This is a genomic window from Roseovarius tolerans (genome assembly GCF_900109855.1).
GTDB classification, from domain to species: domain Bacteria; phylum Pseudomonadota; class Alphaproteobacteria; order Rhodobacterales; family Rhodobacteraceae; genus Roseovarius; species Roseovarius tolerans.
On record NZ_FOBO01000002.1, the window covers coordinates 209,758 to 227,814 of the forward strand.

The 18,057-nt window shown below is 64.0% G+C and carries 15 protein-coding genes; 3 read left to right on the plus strand and 12 right to left on the minus strand.

Features of this window, described 5'->3' with window-relative positions; translation table 11 throughout:
* Positions 1-34 precede the first annotated feature (34 nt).
* The 10 genes from BMX04_RS02805 to BMX04_RS02850 form a co-directional block, all read right to left on the minus strand.
* Positions 35-784 (minus strand): enoyl-CoA hydratase-related protein, encoded by a 750-nt coding sequence (locus tag BMX04_RS02805; protein ID WP_074784979.1) that lies wholly within the window; start codon positions 782-784, stop codon positions 35-37.
* A 103-nt stretch (positions 785-887) separates the two neighbouring features.
* Positions 888-1,340 (minus strand): cytochrome c-type biogenesis protein, encoded by a 453-nt coding sequence (locus BMX04_RS02810; protein WP_074784898.1) that lies wholly within the window; start codon positions 1,338-1,340, stop codon positions 888-890.
* Entirely contained in the window at positions 1,337-3,301 is a 1,965-nt protein-coding gene (locus tag BMX04_RS02815) for a heme lyase CcmF/NrfE family subunit (protein WP_074784899.1), read from the minus strand. Before BMX04_RS02815 ends, BMX04_RS02810 begins: the two co-directional genes overlap by 4 nt.
* A 75-nt stretch (positions 3,302-3,376) precedes the next feature.
* Positions 3,377-3,943 carry a holin family protein gene (locus BMX04_RS02820; RefSeq protein ID WP_074784900.1) on the minus strand — a complete coding sequence of 189 codons (567 nt, stop codon included), beginning with the start codon at positions 3,941-3,943 and terminating at the stop codon, positions 3,377-3,379.
* Positions 3,937-4,545: a holin-associated N-acetylmuramidase gene (locus tag BMX04_RS02825; protein ID WP_074784901.1), complete on the minus strand. Its 609-nt coding sequence runs from the start codon at positions 4,543-4,545 to the stop codon at positions 3,937-3,939. Before BMX04_RS02825 ends, BMX04_RS02820 begins: the two co-directional genes overlap by 7 nt.
* A 142-nt stretch (positions 4,546-4,687) precedes the next feature.
* Complete coding sequence (gene ccmE / locus BMX04_RS02830) at positions 4,688-5,134, minus strand: cytochrome c maturation protein CcmE (protein ID WP_074784902.1); 447 nt, start codon at positions 5,132-5,134, stop codon at positions 4,688-4,690.
* A gap of 15 nt (positions 5,135-5,149) precedes the next feature.
* Positions 5,150-6,178, minus strand: coding sequence for an N-acetyl-gamma-glutamyl-phosphate reductase (gene argC, locus BMX04_RS02835; protein WP_074784903.1), 1,029 nt, complete (start codon positions 6,176-6,178; stop codon positions 5,150-5,152).
* Between the two features lie 65 nt (positions 6,179-6,243).
* On the minus strand, positions 6,244-7,056 hold the full coding sequence (locus BMX04_RS02840) for a glutamate racemase (protein WP_074784904.1): 813 nt from the start codon (positions 7,054-7,056) through the stop codon (positions 6,244-6,246).
* An 18-nt stretch (positions 7,057-7,074) separates the two neighbouring features.
* Positions 7,075-7,938: a lysophospholipid acyltransferase family protein gene (locus tag BMX04_RS02845; protein ID WP_074784905.1), complete on the minus strand. Its 864-nt coding sequence runs from the start codon at positions 7,936-7,938 to the stop codon at positions 7,075-7,077.
* 81 nt (positions 7,939-8,019) lie between these two features.
* Positions 8,020-11,439: an indolepyruvate ferredoxin oxidoreductase family protein gene (locus BMX04_RS02850; protein WP_074784906.1), complete on the minus strand. Its 3,420-nt coding sequence runs from the start codon at positions 11,437-11,439 to the stop codon at positions 8,020-8,022.
* 171 nt (positions 11,440-11,610) lie between these two features.
* Between BMX04_RS02850 and BMX04_RS02855 the strand changes: the two genes are divergently transcribed.
* Positions 11,611-12,516, plus strand: a complete 906-nt coding sequence (locus BMX04_RS02855; RefSeq protein WP_050661582.1) for a LysR family transcriptional regulator — start codon at positions 11,611-11,613, stop codon at positions 12,514-12,516.
* A gap of 216 nt (positions 12,517-12,732) precedes the next feature.
* Here the strand turns inward: BMX04_RS02855 and BMX04_RS02860 are convergent, their stop codons facing one another.
* Together BMX04_RS02860 and BMX04_RS02865 are read right to left on the minus strand one after the other, a co-directional pair.
* A complete protein-coding gene (locus tag BMX04_RS02860) occupies positions 12,733-13,863 on the minus strand; it encodes a M24 family metallopeptidase (protein ID WP_074784907.1) in 1,131 nt (376 codons plus the stop codon).
* Entirely contained in the window at positions 13,860-14,891 is a 1,032-nt protein-coding gene (locus BMX04_RS02865) for a pyridoxal-phosphate dependent enzyme (protein WP_074784908.1), read from the minus strand. The genes BMX04_RS02860 and BMX04_RS02865 overlap by 4 nt, the downstream gene beginning before the upstream one ends.
* Positions 14,892-15,091: 200 nt before the next feature.
* On the opposite strand from BMX04_RS02865, the gene BMX04_RS02870 reads away from it, so the two are divergent.
* Together BMX04_RS02870 and purL are read left to right on the plus strand one after the other, a co-directional pair.
* The gene (locus tag BMX04_RS02870; RefSeq protein ID WP_244888463.1) at positions 15,092-15,592 is read left to right on the plus strand and encodes a phosphoribosylglycinamide synthetase; all 501 of its coding nucleotides are present in this window, start codon (positions 15,092-15,094) and stop codon (positions 15,590-15,592) included.
* A 161-nt stretch (positions 15,593-15,753) separates the two neighbouring features.
* Positions 15,754-17,919 carry a phosphoribosylformylglycinamidine synthase subunit PurL gene (gene purL / locus BMX04_RS02875; RefSeq protein ID WP_074784909.1) on the plus strand — a complete coding sequence of 722 codons (2,166 nt, stop codon included), beginning with the start codon at positions 15,754-15,756 and terminating at the stop codon, positions 17,917-17,919.
* Positions 17,920-18,057: the final 138 nt, after the last annotated feature.

Genomic DNA, 18,057 nt, shown 5'->3' on the forward strand with positions numbered 1-18,057 from the left:
ACAGGGGGCATGGGCTGCCCCCTGAAGAGGCGGTTCAGCGCCCCTCGAATTGCGCGGGGCGCTTTTCGAGGAAAGCCATCACGCCCTCCTGAAAATCGCGGCTCTGGCCGCAGCTGCCTTGCAGCTTGGCCTCGAGATCCAGTTGCTGTTCCATCGTGTTATCCCAGGTGCCACGGATCGCCTGCTTGACGGCATTGTAGGTCTGCGTCGGGCCCTTGGCGAGGTGGGCGGCGCGCGCCTGCCAATGCGCCTCGAAGCCTTCGTCGCTGACGCACTCCCAGATCATCCCCCAATCGCTGGCCTGCCGGGCGCTGATCGGCTCTGCAAAGAGGGCGGCGCCCATCGCCTTGGCCATGCCCATCTGGCGCGGCAGCGCCCATGTGCCGCCTGCGTCGGGGATAAGCCCGATCCGGGTGAAAGCCTGCAGGAAATAGGCGGCCTCGGTGGCGATCACAACATCCGCCGAGAGCGCCAGATTGGCCCCTGCTCCCGCTGCGGGCCCGTTGACGGCGCTGATCGTCGGCACCGGGCAATTGGTGATGGCGCGCAGCATCGGCACGTATTCCTCGCGCAGGACCCGTTCCAGATCCAGGGTCGTCGCGTTGCCGCCATCGCTCAGATCCTGGCCCGAGCAGAACGCCTTGCCCTTGCCGGTGAGCACGATCACGCGCGCCTCGCGTGCCGCATGGGTCATCGCATCGGTGATTTCGGCGCGCATCTGCGTGTTGAGCGCGTTCATCTTGTCGGCCCGGTTGAGGCAAAGGACGGCGACGCCCTCGATCATTTCGAGCGTGATGGTCTGGTAATCTTTCACGGGAATCGGCCCTCCTGACGTGGTCTCGGGGATCAAACCCTATCGCTGTCCCCGGGCCAAGGGCAACGGCGCGTCAGTCGTCGAGAATCTCGCGCAGGCGACGTTCTTCGGCCTCGCTGAGGCGGGCGACTTCGCGCTCAGGTGTTCGCGCCCGGCCGCGCAGATAAACCCCTGCCATCACCAGCCCCGCACCGAGCATAATCGGCCCCGCCATCCACAACAGCAGGTTGGAGCCACCGCTACGCGGCTTGAGAAGCACGTATTCGCCGTAGCGGTCTACGACGAAGTCCACGACCTCTTCGTTACTGTCGCCCGCCACCAGCCGCTCGCGGACCAGAAGGCGCAGATCGCGGGCGAGTTCGGCGTTGGAATCGTCGATGCTCTCGTTGCGGCAGACCAGACAGCGCAGGCCCGCGGAGATGTCACGCGCGCGCTCTTCCAGGGCGGGATCGTCGAGGATTTCGTCAGGCTGCACCGCGAAGACGGGCGCCGCGATCACGCAGAGCGCAAGGATCAGGCGTTTCATTCTGCGGGCACCCCTTGCGGCAGTTTGCGCGCACCTGCGGCCACGCGGTAGCGACGGTCGCTGAGCGACAGTGCCCCACCGAGGGCCATAAGGATCGTGCCGCCCCAGATCCAGTTGGCCAGCGGCTTGTAATAGCTGCGCACGGCCCAGCCGCCACCTTCTTGCGGGTCACCGATGACGACGTAGATGTCACGCAGGAAGCCGTTATCGAGCGCGGCCTCGGTGGTGGGCATCTCCGCCACCGGGTAGACACGCTTCTCAGGGTGCATTTCGGAAATCTCGCGGCCGTTCTGGCTGAGGGTGAAGGTCGCCTTGGTGGCCATGTAATTCGGCCCCTGCTCCTGATGCACCTCGTCGAGGCGCAGACCGTAGCCCGCGATTTCCAGATCCTCGCCGACTTGCAGCACGCGGATATCCTCGGCCTCCCAGGCCATCATCGCGGCGATGCCGGCCATGGTCACGCCCAGACCACCATGCGCGACCGCCTTGCCCCAATCTGCACGCGGCAAACGGGTGAGGCGTGCGAGACGCCCGCTGCCACGCCCGGTGCGCGACCAGATATCGACCATCGCACCGGCCACCAGCCATGCCCCGAGGAACAGGCCCACGGGTCCGAGCGCCGAACGCCCGGATTGGATCGCCCAGGCCAGCGCGCCGATCGCTACGGCGAGGACGAAAGCGGGGATCAGTTGTCGCACCACCCGGCCCACCGTGGCACGTTTCCACGCCATCATCGCGCCGACCGGCAGGACGAGGCCAAGCAGCACCATGAAGGGGGTAAATGCTGCGTTGAAGAAAGGCGCTCCGACCGAGAGTTTGCGATCAAACGCCATCTCGGCAATGAGCGGCCACATCGTGCCGATAAAGACCACGAAACAGGCCACTGCCAGAAGGATGTTGTTGAGCACCAGCACCGATTCCCGGCTGACCATGCTGAACACGCCCCGCGCCTGCATCACATTGGCGCGCGCGGCAAAGAGCGTGAGCGCGCCCATCATGAAGGCGGCGGTGATGCCCAGCAGGAACACGCCACGCTCGGGGTCCGTCGCGAAGGCATGGACGCTCGTCAGCACGCCGGAGCGGGTGATGAAGGCACCGACCATGGAAAAGCCGAAGGCGATGATTGCCAGAAGGATGGTCCAGCTTTTCAAAGACTCACGCTTTTCCACCACGATGGCGGAATGCAGGAGTGCTGCGGCAATGAGCCAGGGCATGAAGCTGGCGTTCTCCACCGGGTCCCAGAACCAGAAGCCACCCCAACCAAGCTCGTAATAGGCCCACCAGGAGCCTAGCCCGATGCCAATGGTCAGGAAAATCCACGCCGCCAGCGTGTAGGGCCGCACCCAACGGCCCCAGGCCGCATCGACACGCCCCTCGATCAGGGCGGCCACGGCAAAAGAGAAGGTCATCGAAAGACCGACATAGCCGAGATAGAGGAAGGGCGGGTGAAACGCGAGGCCCGGATCCTGCAGGAGCGGGTTGAGGTCCTGCCCGTTGAAGGGCGGTGTCGCCATGCGCAGGAACGGGTTCGAGGTGAGCAGGATGAAGGCGAAGAACGCGGCCCCGATCATCGCTTGCACGCTCAGAACGCGGGCCTTGAGCGAGGGCGGCAGGTTCGCACCGAACCACGCCACCGCCCCACCAAAGAGCGTGACGATCAGCACCCAGAGCAGCATCGAGCCCTCGTGATTGCCCCAGACGCCGGTGATCTTGTAGAGCATCGGCTTGTCGGTATGGCTGTTGAGAGTGACCAGCCGCAGCGAGAAATCAGAGGTCACGAAGGCCCATGTAAGAGCCGCGAAGGATGCCGCCGTCAACAGGAACTGGATCGTCGCCGCCGGTTCCGCGAAGGCCATCCAGCCGGGCCAGCGTTTATGGGCGCCGACCAGTGGGATGACCGCCTGCGCGCAGGCGACGAGGAATGCCAGGATGAGGGCGAAGTGACCGAGTTCTGTAATCATGCGTCAAAGATAACGCAGGCGCGGCCCCGCGCCAATCGCAATCGGCACCGGGCGCGGTTCACATTGTCGCGGGGGTCAGGCCATTGCGCGCCATTCTGCAAGCGCCGGGTTACCCGAGGGGGTGAGCACGCGCAGCGCGGTGTCGGCATCGGGGCCGGGATCGGCGGCACCGGGGCTGTCGGCGCGCAGGGCGCGCAGTTGCGCCACGCTCTCGACCACCTGCGGCGCGCGCGCCAGCGTGGCGGCAATGGAGCGTTGAAATTCCTGCCCCTTCACCTGATAGCGCGCGCCGAAATAGAAACTGACGATCGCACCCAACAGCCACCAGAGCGGATCGGGCACAAGCGCCAGCCCCGCCATCCGCTCACCGAACCACAGCGGATCGACCATCGCCGCGACAAACAGCGCCAGCGTCCCGAGCGCCATGGCCGGGCGCGGAATGCGGTTGAGCCCGTCGATGATCCGGTCGAACAGGCCGCGCCCTTCGCCCCGAAACTCCGCCGCCATCTGATCAAGCGCAGCGCGCTGCGTCTCGACCCGGCGCTGATCGGCGGCCTCGGCATTGACGCGAAACACCTCGGCAGTCTCGCGCACCACGTTGCCGCCCGTCCCGAAAAGCGCGCGCAGGATATCGATTACCATGCCGCCACCCTCTCCTGAAAGGCCTGATCGCTCAGATGAAAGCGCGGCGCGATGAACTCTTCCGCGCGCCTGATCCAGCCGCCCTTGCCGCCCGAACGCGTCCGCGCGAATTTGCGGCTGGCGGGGCGGGCATCGGCGAGGGCCAGGTAGTAATTGCGCCGCGCGATCCCGTAGGCGTCGGCGATATGATCCGGGGCCGCCTGCGCCGCGCGCGCCGCCGCGGCTTGCGTCTGCGGGCCGATGACACCGTCCACATCCACCGCCTCGCCCATCTCGCGCAAGAGGCGCTGCAATATCTTCACCGCATTGGCCCCGGCATTGACATACATGTCAAAGACGCTGGCGCGCAGTGCCTCGGGCAAGCCCGCGATGCCGGGGCGCTGATAGTAGTGGTCGATGAAGATCGCCACCGCCTGCCCCCGACTGAGCGATCGCACATCGCCCACATCCACGTCGCCGTCACGGTCGAGATCGAGCCCCAAGCGCCGCATCGTGTGGATCGTCACCCCGAAATTCGTGGCCCCGCCGGGATCGTCGGGGTCGTTCACGAAGCCGCCTTCGCGTGCGACGATCTCTTCGGCTATCTGTTCAATGCTTTGCATCCGCCTGCCCCATCTTGCCTATGCAACATGGGCGCGAGGATGGGATCGAAAACATTAACGCGCGCCTGAACCAGCGCGCGCTCTCATCTCATCACCATGGTTTCTTTATGGCGAAAATACTCGAAACCCGACGGCAGCACCCTTAACTGCCGTCCGCCTCCTTGTAGACGCCTTGCTCTTTGAGCGCGTCGACGACTTCCTTGGGCATGTAATCCTCGTCATGCTTGGCGAGGATTTCGCTGGCTTCAAACACCCCGCCGCGATAGCTGCCGGTGCCGACCATGCCCTGATTTTCCTCGAAAAGATCGGGCAGAACCCCCTTGTAGGTCACAGGCACCACGCCGCCGCCATCGGTCACGTTGAAGTGGATCACCTCGCCCTGACCGCGTTTCAGGCTGCCTTCCTCGACCAGACCGCCGATGCGAAAAATCTCGGTCTCGCTTGGCGGTTCGGCCAGTACTTGGGTGGGCGAGCGGAAGAAATTGATCCCGTCGCGCATCCCGTAGCCGATGAGCGCGGTCGCCATTACCAACGCCACGGCGGCAATCGCGATCACCTGCACGCGGCGCTTCTTCTTCAGCGATTTCATGGGCGTCGTCCCTTTTTACGGAAAGACCGGGGCCAGCATGAGGCCCGTCGTCTCGTCCAGAGATAACATCAGATTGGCATTTTGCAACGCCTGCCCGCTGCTACCTTTTGTCAGGTTATCGAGCGCCGCAATGACGGTGCAACGCCCCGCCTGCCGGTCGGCGACAACACCGATATGGCAGAAATTGCTGCCCCGGATGTGGCGCGTGCTGGGGGCTTCGCCCAAGGGGAGAACCTCGATGAAGGGCTCGGACGCATAGGCCGCGTTCAGCGTGTCATGCACCGCCTGTGCGGAGCCCCGCAGATAGGCCGTCGCCAGAATGCCGCGATTGGCGGGGATCAGATGGGGCGTGAACTGGATCTCCACGGGCCGCCCGGCGATGGCCGAGAACTCCTGATCGAACTCGCCCAGATGCCGGTGCGTACTGCCCAGGGCATAGGCGTGATAGCCCTCGGACAATTCCGCATGCAGCAGATTTTCCTTGAGGCTGCGGCCCGCCCCAGAGACGGCGCATTTCAGGTCGAGGATGATCTCATCGAGGTCGATCACCCCGGCGGAAATCAGCGGCCGCAGGATATACTGCCCGGTCGCCGCGTTGCAGCCGGTGCCCGCCACCAGCCGCGCGCCCACGATCTCGTCGCGGTAGAACTCGGTCAACCCGTAGACCGCCTCTTTCTGCAACTCGGGTGCGGCATGGGGATTGCCATACCACTTTTCATAGGCTGCCGGGTCGCGCAGCCGGAAATCTGCGGAGAGATCGATGATCTTCAGGTCGCGCGGCAGCGCGGCGATCACCTCCTGGCTGGTCTTGTGCGGCAGGGCACAGAAACACAGATCGATATCTGCGAAGTCGATCTCTTCAATCGTAACCAGATCGGGCAGATCGAGATGGCGCAGATGCGGAAAGACGGTGCCCATCCCCTGCCCGGCCTTGGAATTGGCAGCAAGCGCCGCAATCTCAAGGTCGGGATGGGTGGCAATCAGCCGGACAAGTTCGGCGCCGGTATAGCCGGACGCGCCCAGGATGGCGATTTTATGGGTCATGGTGACCTCTCATAGCGAAATTCAAACAGGGGATAGTGCGTATCGCGGCTCAGTGCAACGCGCGCTCAGACGGGACGAAAGCTGATCTCTCGTCGCAGGAACTGCGTCGCGCGGGAAGACACGCGCTTGGGATCGCCCGTGGTCAGAAAAACCGACTCTGGGCCGGGTCCGATCTTGTCGGGGTGGCGACCGAGGTAATCGCTCAGGCTCGCCGCGACCAGCGTGGGCTGCGAATAGACCGCAACGTCGGGACCCAAAGCATCGCGAAACACGTCCTCAACCAACGGGTAATGCGTGCAGCCCAGAACGGCGGCCTCCGGGTGCGGCATCTTGCGCCTGAGCGCGTCCACATGGGAGCGCACCAGCGCCTCGGCAAGGATCATGTCACCCTCTTCGATGGCGTCCACGACACCGCCACAGGCCTGCGCCTCGACATCGACGCCGATGGCGCGAAACGCCAGTTCGCGCTGAAACGCGCGGCTTGCGACCGTCGCAGGCGTCGCGAAAAGCGCGACGTTCTTCACGGCCACCTCGCGCGGCGGAGAGTTGTCGCCCCACTCCCGTTCGGTCAGCGCCTCGATCAGCGGCACGAAGACGCCCAGCACGCGCTTGCCCTCGGGCACCCAGGCCTCCTGCATGCGGCGCAGGGCGGCGGCGGAGGCGGTGTTGCAGGCCAGAATTACCAGATCGCAGCCGGCATCGAACAGCCGTGCGACGTTGGTCGTGGTCAGATCATAGATATCATCGGGATCGCGCACACCGTAGGGCGTGTGGGCGTTGTCGCCGAGATAGACAAACGGCACCTCGGGGAGACGCTTGCTCACCGCGTCCCAAACCGTCAGGCCGCCCAGCCCGCTGTCGAAAATCCCTACCGCCATGTTCCGCGCCCAATGTCGTTACTCGTATTCGAACCCGATTTCCGAGGCGATAACCGGGCTTGGCGATAATTCATAGGTCTTTGCGCGCAGAAATGCCATCAGGGATTTCGTGTCGCCGGTATATTGCGCGAGCGTGCTGCGCGGGATCGGATCACCCACCACGACCTTGACGGGCGTGTCCACCCGTTTGCGGAATTCCTTGATCAAGAGCCCCATGCGCAGCGTGTAATGCAGGTGGCTCGCCAACTGAAAGAGGCGGCTGGTGTGACCGTCGAAATAGACGGGCACAACGGTGGCCTCGCTCTTGGCGATCATCTTGGCCGTGAATCCGCGCCAGCCCGGGTCCATCGGGCGCGAAAACGGCTTGGCCGCCGTGCTGACCGTGCCGCCGGGAAAGACGCCAATCGCCCCGCCCTGCCCCAGGTAATCGAGCGACGCCTTGCGTGTGGCGAGATTGAGCGCGACCGCCTCTTTGGTGCCGTCGAAACTGATCGGCAGGATCACCTTGTTGAGATCTTCGGCCTTGCGGAACACCTGGTGCGCCAGAATGCGAAAGTCGCCCCGGGTCTGGCTGAGGATGTGGCCCATCATCAGCCCGTCGAGGATGCCGTAAGGGTGATTGGCGATCAGCACCAAAGGCCCCTCGCGCGGGATGTTCATCAGGCTGCCGCCCACTACGTCTAGCGTCAGCCCGTAGCGCTCCACGATCACTTCCCAGAAATCGCGCCCGCGCGAGACCTCGGTCTCGTATCCCGCCGCACGTTTGATCAGGGCGATGCGCCCGGTCAGGTTCTCCATCGTGCGGATCATGGCCCGCCCGCCCTTGGTCTGGGCGGAATAGGCATAGGAAATGTCACGGGCGATCTGGCGATCAGGGCGCATGGGCGGCGGTCCTTGGCTGGCTTGCGGCCTGTTAAGATTATGCGACGCTTTTGACCAGATCACGTGACAGTTTCGTGACGCCTACTCCGCCGCCTGTGCCATTTCCGTCCCACCTGCGCGGATCACCGCCAAAAGCTCCTCGCGCCGTTTCGCAGCCTTTTGCTCGTTGGCCTGCTTGACCGGGCCAAAGCCACGGATCGAGAGCGGCAATTCGGCGAGCGCGAGGATCGCGTCGCGGGTGCGGGTGTCGAGTTTCGGCAGCGCCTCGGCCATGTCGGCCTCGTATTGCCTGATCAGCGCGCGTTCCATCTTGCGCTCTTCAGTGCGGCCAAAAGGATCGAGCGGGGTGCCGCGCAGCATCTTGAGCTTGGCCAGAAGACCGAAGCTGCGCAGGATGCCGGGGCCGAATTCACGCTTCTTCGGACGTCCGTCATAGCCCATCTTCGACAGGATCGGCGGGGCGAGGTGGAACTTCATCTTGAATTCGCCGCCGAATTCGGCGCACGCCTTTGCGGCCGTTTCCAGATGCAGCCGGGCGACCTCGTACTCATCCTTGTAAGCCAGCAGCTTGTGATAGCCCTTGGCCACCGCCTCTTTTACGCCCGCATCCTCGATGTCACTGAGCATCCGATGATACCGCTTCACCAACCGCTTGCCCTGATAGGCGCGCAGGTGATCGGCGCGGTAGTCGATCTTTTCATCGAGCGTTTTCGGCTTGGCCACCACGTTAGGGCTCAGAACCTTCTCCACCTCCGCCGGGTAGAGCGCCGCCCAACGGCCCACCTCGAAGGCGCGCAGATTGGCCTCGACCGCCGCGCCGTTGAGGGTGATGGCCTGCGTGATCGCATCATGGCTCAGCGGCAGTAGGCCGCGCTGCCAGGCCGCGCCGAAGATCATCATGTTGGAATAGATCGAATCGCCCATAACGGTTTTCGCCAGTTCCGAGGCGTCGAACAACTGCACGCCCTCGCGCAGTCGCGCCTCGAGTGCCAGTTGCAGCCGGTCGGCGGGCAGGTGAAATTCCGGATCGCGGGTGAAATCGCCGGTGATGATCTCGTGCCTGTTGACCACCGCGCCCGTGCGGCCCTGACGCGTCAGGGCAAGCGTCTTGGCCCCCGCACTGACCACGAGATCGCCGCCGATCAGGGTATGCGCCTCGCCAGTTGCGACCCGGATCGCGTTGATATCACCGGGTTTCTCGGCGATGCGGCAATGGATATGCACAGCACCACCCTTTTGCGCGAGACCGGCCATTTCCATCATGCCCGCGCCCTTGCCGTCGATTTGCGCGGCCTGCGCCATGACCGCGCCGATGGTGACGACGCCGGTGCCGCCCACGCCGGTGATCACCACGTTATGCGTGCCGTCGATTGCGGGTAGCGCGGGGTCCGGCATGTCGGGCAGTTGCAATTCCGTCGTGCTCTCCTTGCGCGGCGTCGCTCCTTCGAGCGTGACGAAGGACGGACAAAACCCCTTGAGGCAAGAGAAATCCTTGTTGCAGCTTGACTGGTCGATGGCCCGCTTGCGGCCCAGTTCCGTCTCGACCGGCACGATGGCGACGCAGTTCGATTGCACCCCGCAATCGCCGCAGCCCTCGCAGACATCGGTGTTGATGAAAACGCGGCGGTCGGGGTCTGGGAATTTACCGCGCTTGCGGCGGCGGCGCTTTTCGGCGGCGCAGGTCTGGATGTAGAGAATGACGCTTACACCCTCGACCTCAGCCAGCCGATCCTGCACCGCCATCAAATCTGATCGTTTTGAAAATTCAACGTCTTGCGGGAAGGACTTCAGGTCGATTTCTTCCTTCTCGTCATAGACCACCGACAAGTGCTTCACGCCCATCGCGCGTAGCTCGGCGGCGATCTGCGGCGCATCCAGCCCGCCGTCATTGCCCTGCCCGCCGGTCATCGCCACGGCGTCGTTGTAAAGGATCTTGTAGGTCATCGTCGTGCCAGCGGCGAGCGCCGCGCGAATGGCCTGCACGCCGGAATGGTTGTAGGTGCCGTCACCGAGGTTCTGGAACACGTGACCGCGCTTGGAAAACGGGGCCTCGCCGATCCAATTCGCGCCCTCGCCGCCCATATGGGTGAAGCCGGTCGTTTCGCGGTCCATCCACTGCACCATGTAGTGACAGCCGATCCCGGCATAGGCGCGGCTGCCTTCGGGTAGCTTGGTCGAGGAATTATGCGGGCACCCGGCGCAGAAATACGGCAGGCGCGTCGCGATTTCCTCGGCATTGTCACCGGCGCGCACCTCCGAGAGCGCGGCCAACCCCGCCTTGATGCGGTCGGTGCCGCGCCCCTCTTCGATGAGGATGTCGCCCAGTTTTTCAGCGATCCATATGGGGTCGAGCGCGCCGCGCGTCGGAAAGAGTTCGTCACGATGCATGCCGCCCGCGCCGCCCTTGTACCAGCCATAGACACGCCGCCCGCGCCGGTCGTCGAAAATGGCCTCCTTGATCTGCACCTCGATCAGCTTGCGCTTTTCCTCGACCACGACGATCAGGTCGAGCCCTTCGGCCCAGTCGTGGAACCCGTGCATGTCGAGCGGAAAGACCTGCCCGACCTTGTAGGTGGTGATGCCGAGACGCTCGGCCTCGTCGGCGTCTATGCCCAAAAGCTCCAGCGCGTGCACCAGATCGAGCCAGTTCTTGCCCGCCGCGACAAAGCCAATCTTGGCCCCCGGCTTGCCCCACATCCGCTTGTCCATGCGGTTGGCACGGGAAAACGCCTCGGCGGCAAAGCGTTTGTAGTCGATCATGCGGGTTTCCTGCGCATGCGGCGTGTCGATCAGGCGGATGTTCAGCCCGCCCTCGGGCATCGGGAAATCGGGCGTCACCAACTGCACGCGATCCGGGTTGCCATCGACCACCGCCGTTGCCTCGACGGTGTCTTTCATGGTCTTGAGGCCGACCCAGACCCCGGCAAATCGGCTGAGCGCGTAGCCGTAGATGCCGTAGTCGATGATCTCCTGCACACCTGCGGGGCTGACCACGGGCATGTAGGCATCCACGAGCGCCCATTCGCTTTGATGAAGCACGGTGGAGGATTCGCCGGTGTGATCGTCGCCCATGGCCATCAGCACACCACCATGCGCGGAGGTGCCCGCCATGTTGGCATGGCGCATCACGTCGCCCGAGCGGTCGACCCCCGGCCCCTTGCCATACCAAAGGCCGAACACGCCGTCATACTTGCCCTCGCCGCGCAGTTCCGCCTGTTGTGCACCCCAGAGCGCGGTCGCTGCCAGATCCTCGTTTAGCCCTTCCTCGAAGCGCACCTGCGCCTCGGTCAGGACCTTTTCAGCGCGGCGCATCTGCATGTCCACCGCGCCCAAGGGAGAACCGCGATACCCGGTGACATAGCCCGCAGTATTCAACCCCGCCGCCCGGTCGCGTGCCGCTTGCGTCAGCATCAGGCGCACCATGGCCTGCGTGCCGTTCAAAAGAACCGGTGATTTTTCCAGATCGAAACGGTCGTTCAGAGATACCTTCTGCGTGGTCATGTGCGTGCCTCCCTTGGTTTGAGGGCCTTGCCTCAGTATAGGGCAATATTAGGTCATAATTTATGACCTACCAAGTGGAATTTCACAAATTTATCGCGCGCTTGCTATCGCACCACGAGGATTTTCTGCTATTACGTCAGACGTGCTGAAGTTTTTCGGAAAGTTAGGGTCATGGACTGGGATAAGCTCAGAATCTTTCACGCGGTGGCGGATGCAGGCAGCCTGACCCATGCGGGCGATCAGCTCCATCTGTCGCAATCGGCGGTCTCTCGCCAAGTGCGCGCGCTTGAGGAATCGCTGAATGCCACCCTGTTTCACCGCCATGCGCGGGGGCTGATTCTCACCGAACAGGGCGAATTGCTGTTTGATGCGACGCGCGCCATGCTCAAGCGTCTCGACGCCGCCACCGCCCGCATCCGCGATAGCGAGGAAGAGGTGTTCGGCGAATTGCGCGTGACCACCACGACCGGCTTTGGCACGCTGTGGCTCGCCCCGCGCCTGCCCAAGCTCTATGCGAAATATCCCGACCTCAAGATCGATCTGATGCTCGAGGAGCGCGTGCTTGACCTGCCGATGCGCGAGGCCGATGTGGCCATCCGGATGAAGGAACCCAGCCAGGCCGACCTGATCCGCAAGCGGCTGATGAGTGTGCATATGTGCCTTTACGCCACACATTCCTACGTGGCGCTGCACGGCAATCCCGAAGCACCCGAGGATCTGCAGGCGCATCGATTGATCTGCCAGAACCCGCGCTCGGCGCAGGTCGGCGCGGCGGCGACGCTGGTGAATGAGTTGATGACGAATGACATCTCGTCTCTGCTGACGGTGAACAACTATTTCGGCGTTTTGCAGGGTGTGCTGCACGATCTCGGCGTCGGCGTTCTGCCAGATTACCTGATCCGCGACTTTCCCCAACTCGTGCGCGTCCTGCCCGACGTGTCCTCGAACGAGGTGCCGGTATTCCTCGCTTACCCTGAGGAATTGCGCCACTCCAAGCGCATCTCCGCCTTCCGCGATTTCGTGCAGGATGAGATCATCGCCTACCGGAAAACGATGAAAGAACAGGCGCTTGGCTAAGGGTTTGGACAATGCCTGAATCAGCCATGCAATAATCGCATATCGGCCATGCTGCACATGCGGCATTATTTTCCTTGAACGCGCCGAAGCGCCCCCTTATTTGCCGATTGTGACGGTGATAGCCGCAAGGCGCTCACCATCATACCTCCCTGTTGGACTTTGGCCGAGCTTAGTGCTCGGCCTTTTTTTTCGCTGCACGAAATTTGCGCAAGGCTGTCAGATCACGGGCAGGTCGGGTGTCGCAAAACGCGAGAGCCTGCGCGGCGCGGCGTCGGTGATCACGATGTTTTCCTCATGCACCATGATCCGGTTCGGGGCGAGGTTCACGCCCGGCTCCAGCGTGATGACCATCCCGGGCTGTAACACGGTCTGATCCTTGGCGGTCAGCGACAGCCCTTCGGTCAGTTGCATGCCCAGACCATGTCCCAAACGCCCGGCCCCTTCGCCGCCACCGACAATATCGGCCATCGCCTGCCATAGATCACAGGCCCGTTTGCCCGCGCGCGCCACCTCTTCGCCCGCGAGCGTGGCCTGGATCAGCCGGGCCTGCGCGTCGCGCTGAGCCGGGCTTGATCGCGCGATGGCGAAATTCCGGTCGTAATCGCAGAAATACCCATCCCAGACCGCGCCGGTGTCGAGCATCAGCACATCACCCTCGGCCAACGGCGCATCCGAGGCGGTCGAAATCACATCCGCATACCCATCCGGCCCGGCCCCGCCTGCAAGATAGGGCACCCAATCGGCCCCCTCCTCCAGCAAGAGCCGCTGAAAATCTCGAAAGACGCGGGAAAGCGGCACGCCGGGGGCGGCAATCTCGGCCACCCGGTCAATGGCGCGGCCCGAGATATCGCAGGCCTGAACGATCTTCGCGATCTCGGCCTCTGACTTCACGGTGCGCAATGCGGCCACGATGCCCTCATCGCCGCGCCAGTCCAGACCGCTTGCATGGCGCACCCGCTCGAAATCGCCGAGCGGCATGCGCAGGTGGCTCTCGGGGCCATCGGGCACACCGACAGGGCCGCCAATCTCACGCACGGTATCGGCCAGAAGCGATACCCCGTCATCGTCGGGGTCGGGGGCCGCCCATGTGCGGATATCGCTGATCCATGTCGTCCCCATCAGCGCCGCGCCAATCGAGGGGATCACCGCCACCGGATCGCCCGAGGCGGGCAGGATCAGAAACCAGGGGCGCGACGGGCTTTCCCAAAAGCGTGTCAGGAACCCGGTGAAATAGCGGATTTCAGGCTCAGTCGTGAGCAACAGCGCCCCTAGCCCCACCCGCGCCATTTCTGTCTGCGCGCGACGCACCCGCGCGCGGTATTCCGCAACCGCAAAGCCGCGCGTCACCCCTCGGCCTCTTCGCTGAGGATGCACAGCACGCGCGCATCCCCCGCCAGATCGAGCCCGCGCAGCGCCGCCACGCCGGCCGCGCCCGAGGGGGTTGAGGCAAGTCCGTTGGCCGCCAAATCCGGCAGCACCGCCTCGGCCTCGGCGTCGGAGATCGTGACAAAGGCGTCGGCATCCCGCGCCAACCCCTTGAGCGCGATCAGTGACGGCACCTTGCAATCAAGCCGCCCCATGTTCGACACCTCGCCACTCGTCTCGACCGGGCGCCCCTCACGGATGCTCTCTTGCAGGGCTGGTGCGCGTTCGGGCTCGACCACGATGATTTGCGGGCCGTCGCCCCAGACATGGCGGAACCAGGCCGCTGCCGCCCCGGCCAGCCCGCCGACCCCGGCCTGCAAAAGGATATGGCTGGGCGGCTCGACCATCTGCCGCGTCACCTCTTCGGCCATGGCGAGGTAGCCTTCCATAAGGCGATGCGGCACCTCGAAATAGGCGGGCCATGAACTGTCGGACAGAAGTGTCCAGTCATTGTCGGTCGCAGCCCGCCCGGCGGCCACCATGCTCGCCTCGTAATCGACGCCGTCGCGGATCACCTCGGCGCCCTTGGCGCGCAGCTTGTCGGCGAACCATTCTGGCACCCGTTCCGACAGGTAGATCACCGCCCGCGCGCCGAAGATATGGGCACCCGCCGCCACGGACAGGCCGTGATTTCCCGCGCTCGCCGTCACATAGGTTCGACCCGTGAGCGCGTGGCGCATGTCCTCGGCCGCGGTTTCGGCGGCGTCATGTGCGATGACGTAGGCGGCCCCAAGCGCCTTGAAACTGCCCAGCCCCATGCGCCCGCGCTCGTCCTTGATCCAGAGGTCCGCACCGAACCCTTCGACATGGCGCAACGGCGTCTCTGCCGCCGCCGGACAGCGTGCCAGAAGGTTGCGCACCGCATCTGCATCCACGCTTGGCCACGGCGCACCGGCAAGCAAGGCCTCGTCCATGCCCTTGCCGCGAAACGGATTTTCCACAGTTTTCATGATACCCCCTTGTTTCGCGTATCAGAGCGAAAGCGGTCCGTGGCGTCAATGCCTCAGCTGTGACCAGAGGAAAATTTCACCTGCGCGAAATTTATCAGGAACAAGATTGCGGCCCCTGTCGTTGTCCCACCAAGCGCGTATGAAGCGCGTTGAACTCAACCGCAGGGTGCGCCCTGCGCTAGCAGAAACGGAGGACTGTAATGACATTCCACAAACTCGCGCTCGCAACCGCATTGACCAGTGTCACCGCGATGGCAGCCTATGCCGACGAAGGCACGTACCAGAGCTCCAAGGATGCCGACGAAACGACGGCAGAAGCCACACAGAGCTCTGAAATGGAGGCGACCATGAGCGATGACGGTCAACTCACCGCGCCGAGCAGTGTCGACCTGGCGAACAAGGAGTTCACCAATTCGGACAAGACGCTGATCGAGAACGTGCTCACGCAAGCCGACGATGGCGCGACGCTGAACTCTGTCGATGACGTCATCATTGGTGAGGTCACTTCGCACGCGGGCAACCGCGACGCCGAGCATCTGGTCTATGTCGATATTCGCGATGATGCCGACCTTGCTGCGGACAAGATCGCGTTCGAGGCTGGCACGCTCAGCGCCGAGGAATCCGGTGGGTTGGAATATGCCTACTCGATGGAGCAATTGCGCACTGCAGTGGCCGCCAAGGTCGCCGCAATGAAGCAATAAGACAGGCAAATCGGATCCGCCTGTGGCCCGGCCCTTTGGCCGGGCCCTTCTTTTTTCAAGGCTCAGGATTCTGACTGTCCGGCGTGAGCGGCCCCTTTCCCCGGCCTGCGCAATGGCCTAAAGAGACGCGCAATCGGACCACCTTGGGGGATTCCAGTCAAATGCAGGAACCGGCACTCACGCCCGAACTGATCGAGGCCCATGGGCTCAAGCCCGACGAGTACGATCGCATCCTCGAAATCATCGGACGCGAACCGACATTCACCGAGCTTGGCATCTTCTCGGCGATGTGGAACGAGCACTGTTCCTACAAATCCTCCAAGAAATGGCTGCGCACCCTGCCCACCACCGGGCCACAGGTGATCTGCGGTCCGGGCGAAAACGCGGGCGTGGTCGATATCGGCGACGGGCAGGCCGTGGTCTTCAAGATGGAGAGCCACAATCACCCCTCCTATATCGAGCCCTATCAGGGCGCGGCGACCGGCGTGGGGGGTATCCTGCGCGATGTCTTTACGATGGGCGCGCGCCCGATTGCGGCGATGAATTCGCTCAGCTTCGGCGAGGTGTCGCACCCCAAGACCCGCCAGCTTGTGCATGGCGTGGTCGCGGGCGTCGGCGGCTATGGCAACTGTTTCGGCGTGCCCTGCGTGGGCGGCGAGGTGCGGTTCGATCCGGCCTATAACGGCAATTGCCTCGTCAACGCCTTCGCGGCAGGGCTGGCCGACGCTGACAAGATCTTCTACTCCGCCGCCTCGGGCGTCGGCATGCCGGTGGTTTACCTCGGGGCCAAGACAGGCCGCGACGGTGTCGGCGGGGCCACGATGGCATCGGCCGAGTTCGACGAGACCATCGAGGAAAAGCGCCCCACCGTGCAGGTCGGCGACCCGTTCACCGAAAAGCGCCTGATGGAGGCCACGCTGGAGCTGATGCAGACCGGCGCGGTGATTTCGATTCAGGACATGGGGGCAGCGGGCCTCACGTGTTCCGCCGTGGAGATGGGCGACAAGGGCGGGCTGGGCGTCAGGCTGCAACTCGATGCGGTGCCGCAGCGCGAGACGGGCATGACGGCCTATGAGATGATGCTGTCGGAGAGCCAGGAGCGCATGCTGATGGTTCTGCGCCCGGAAAAAGAGGCCGAGGCGCGGGCTGTGTTCGAGAAATGGGATCTCGATTTCGCCATCGTCGGTGAAACCATCGCCGAGGACCGCTTTCTCATCCTGCATGGCAACGACGTGAAGGCCGATCTGCCGCTGGCTACCCTGTCGGGCAGCGCGCCGGTATATGACCGGCCCTGGGTGGAGCCTACCCTGCCAGAGGCGCTTGATCCCGCCTCGGTGCCCGGTGTGGACCCCATCGACGGGCTGCGCGCGCTGATCGCCTCGCCCAATTATTGCTCGCGCCAATGGGTGTATGAGCAATACGACACCATGGTCATGGCCGACAGCGCCCGCACGCCCGGTCAGGGCGCGGGGCTGATCCGCGTGCATGGCACCGAAAAGCTGCTGGCCTTCACCTCGGACGTGACCCCGCGCTATGTGGCGGCGAACCCGGTCGAGGGCGGCAAGCAGGCGGTGGCCGAGGCCTATCGCAACCTCTCGGCGCTCGGGGCGGTGCCGCTCGCCAGCACCGACAACCTCAACTTCGGCAATCCCGAAAAACCCGAGATCATGGGCCAGTTCGTGGGGGCCATCAAGGGCATCGGCGAGGCTGTCGCGGCGCTCGACATGCCGATCGTGTCGGGCAATGTCTCGCTCTATAACGAGACCGACGGCACGGCGATCCTGCCGACACCGACCATCGGGGCGGTGGGCCTGATCCGCGACCCCGAAACGGCGATCACCGGCGAGGCGCGCGAGGGACATGTGGCGCTTGTTCTGGGTGAAACCCATGGCCATCTTGGTCAATCTGCGCTTCTGGCCGAGGTGTTCAACCGCGTCGAGGGTGACGCGCCCCCGGTCGATCTGGACGCCGAGAAGCGGCACGGCGATTTCATCCGCGCCAATCACGCGCTGATCAAGGCCTGCACCGATCTCAGCGATGGCGGTCTGGCGCTTGCGGCCTTCGAGATGGCCGAGGCGGCAGGCGTTGGGCTGTATCTGGACAGCGACGACACCGCGACGCTCTTTGGCGAGGATCAGGGCCGCTATCTGATCGCATGCAATTTCGATCAGGCCGAGGCGTTGATGATCGCCGCCGGTCAGGCCGGGGTGATGCTTGCGTCGGTGGGCCGGTTCACCGGCGATGCGGTGCGCATGGGCCGCTCTGAGGCCCCGCTCAGCGATTTGTCCGAGGTGTTCCGGGGCAGCTTCGGGGCGACATTCGGCTGAATCGAGATGTCGATTTTGGCCTGGAGCAGACGTTAGAGTGCAGCACCAATGCGCGGAATCAAGGTGCCGCAGGCACCGCCGCGCAGCGCCCGACCGCCCCCTCGGGCGGGCGCATTTGCAACGTTTCAAGCCATTGAA

Excerpts from the sequence above, each read along its gene's own strand:
- BMX04_RS02815 (WP_074784899.1), bottom strand. The coding sequence starts at position 3,301 with ATGATTACAGAACTCGGTCACTTCGCCCTCATCCTGGCATTCCTCGTC.
- BMX04_RS02820 (WP_074784900.1), bottom strand. The coding sequence starts at position 3,943 with ATGGTAATCGATATCCTGCGCGCGCTTTTCGGGACGGGCGGCAACGTG.
- BMX04_RS02855 (WP_050661582.1), top strand. The coding sequence starts at position 11,611 with ATGGACTGGGATAAGCTCAGAATCTTTCACGCGGTGGCGGATGCAGGC.
- argC (WP_074784903.1), bottom strand. The coding sequence starts at position 6,178 with ATGACCCATAAAATCGCCATCCTGGGCGCGTCCGGCTATACCGGCGCC.
- ccmE (WP_074784902.1), bottom strand. The coding sequence starts at position 5,134 with ATGAAATCGCTGAAGAAGAAGCGCCGCGTGCAGGTGATCGCGATTGCC.
- BMX04_RS02810 (WP_074784898.1), bottom strand. The coding sequence starts at position 1,340 with ATGAAACGCCTGATCCTTGCGCTCTGCGTGATCGCGGCGCCCGTCTTC.
- BMX04_RS02845 (WP_074784905.1), bottom strand. The coding sequence starts at position 7,938 with ATGCGCCCTGATCGCCAGATCGCCCGTGACATTTCCTATGCCTATTCC.
- purL (WP_074784909.1), top strand. The coding sequence starts at position 15,754 with ATGCAGGAACCGGCACTCACGCCCGAACTGATCGAGGCCCATGGGCTC.
- BMX04_RS02870 (WP_244888463.1), top strand. The coding sequence starts at position 15,092 with ATGACATTCCACAAACTCGCGCTCGCAACCGCATTGACCAGTGTCACC.
- BMX04_RS02840 (WP_074784904.1), bottom strand. The coding sequence starts at position 7,056 with ATGGCGGTAGGGATTTTCGACAGCGGGCTGGGCGGCCTGACGGTTTGG.
- BMX04_RS02805 (WP_074784979.1), bottom strand. The coding sequence starts at position 784 with ATGATCGAGGGCGTCGCCGTCCTTTGCCTCAACCGGGCCGACAAGATG.
- BMX04_RS02850 (WP_074784906.1), bottom strand. The coding sequence starts at position 11,439 with ATGACCACGCAGAAGGTATCTCTGAACGACCGTTTCGATCTGGAAAAA.
- BMX04_RS02825 (WP_074784901.1), bottom strand. The coding sequence starts at position 4,545 with ATGCAAAGCATTGAACAGATAGCCGAAGAGATCGTCGCACGCGAAGGC.
- BMX04_RS02865 (WP_074784908.1), bottom strand. The coding sequence starts at position 14,891 with ATGAAAACTGTGGAAAATCCGTTTCGCGGCAAGGGCATGGACGAGGCC.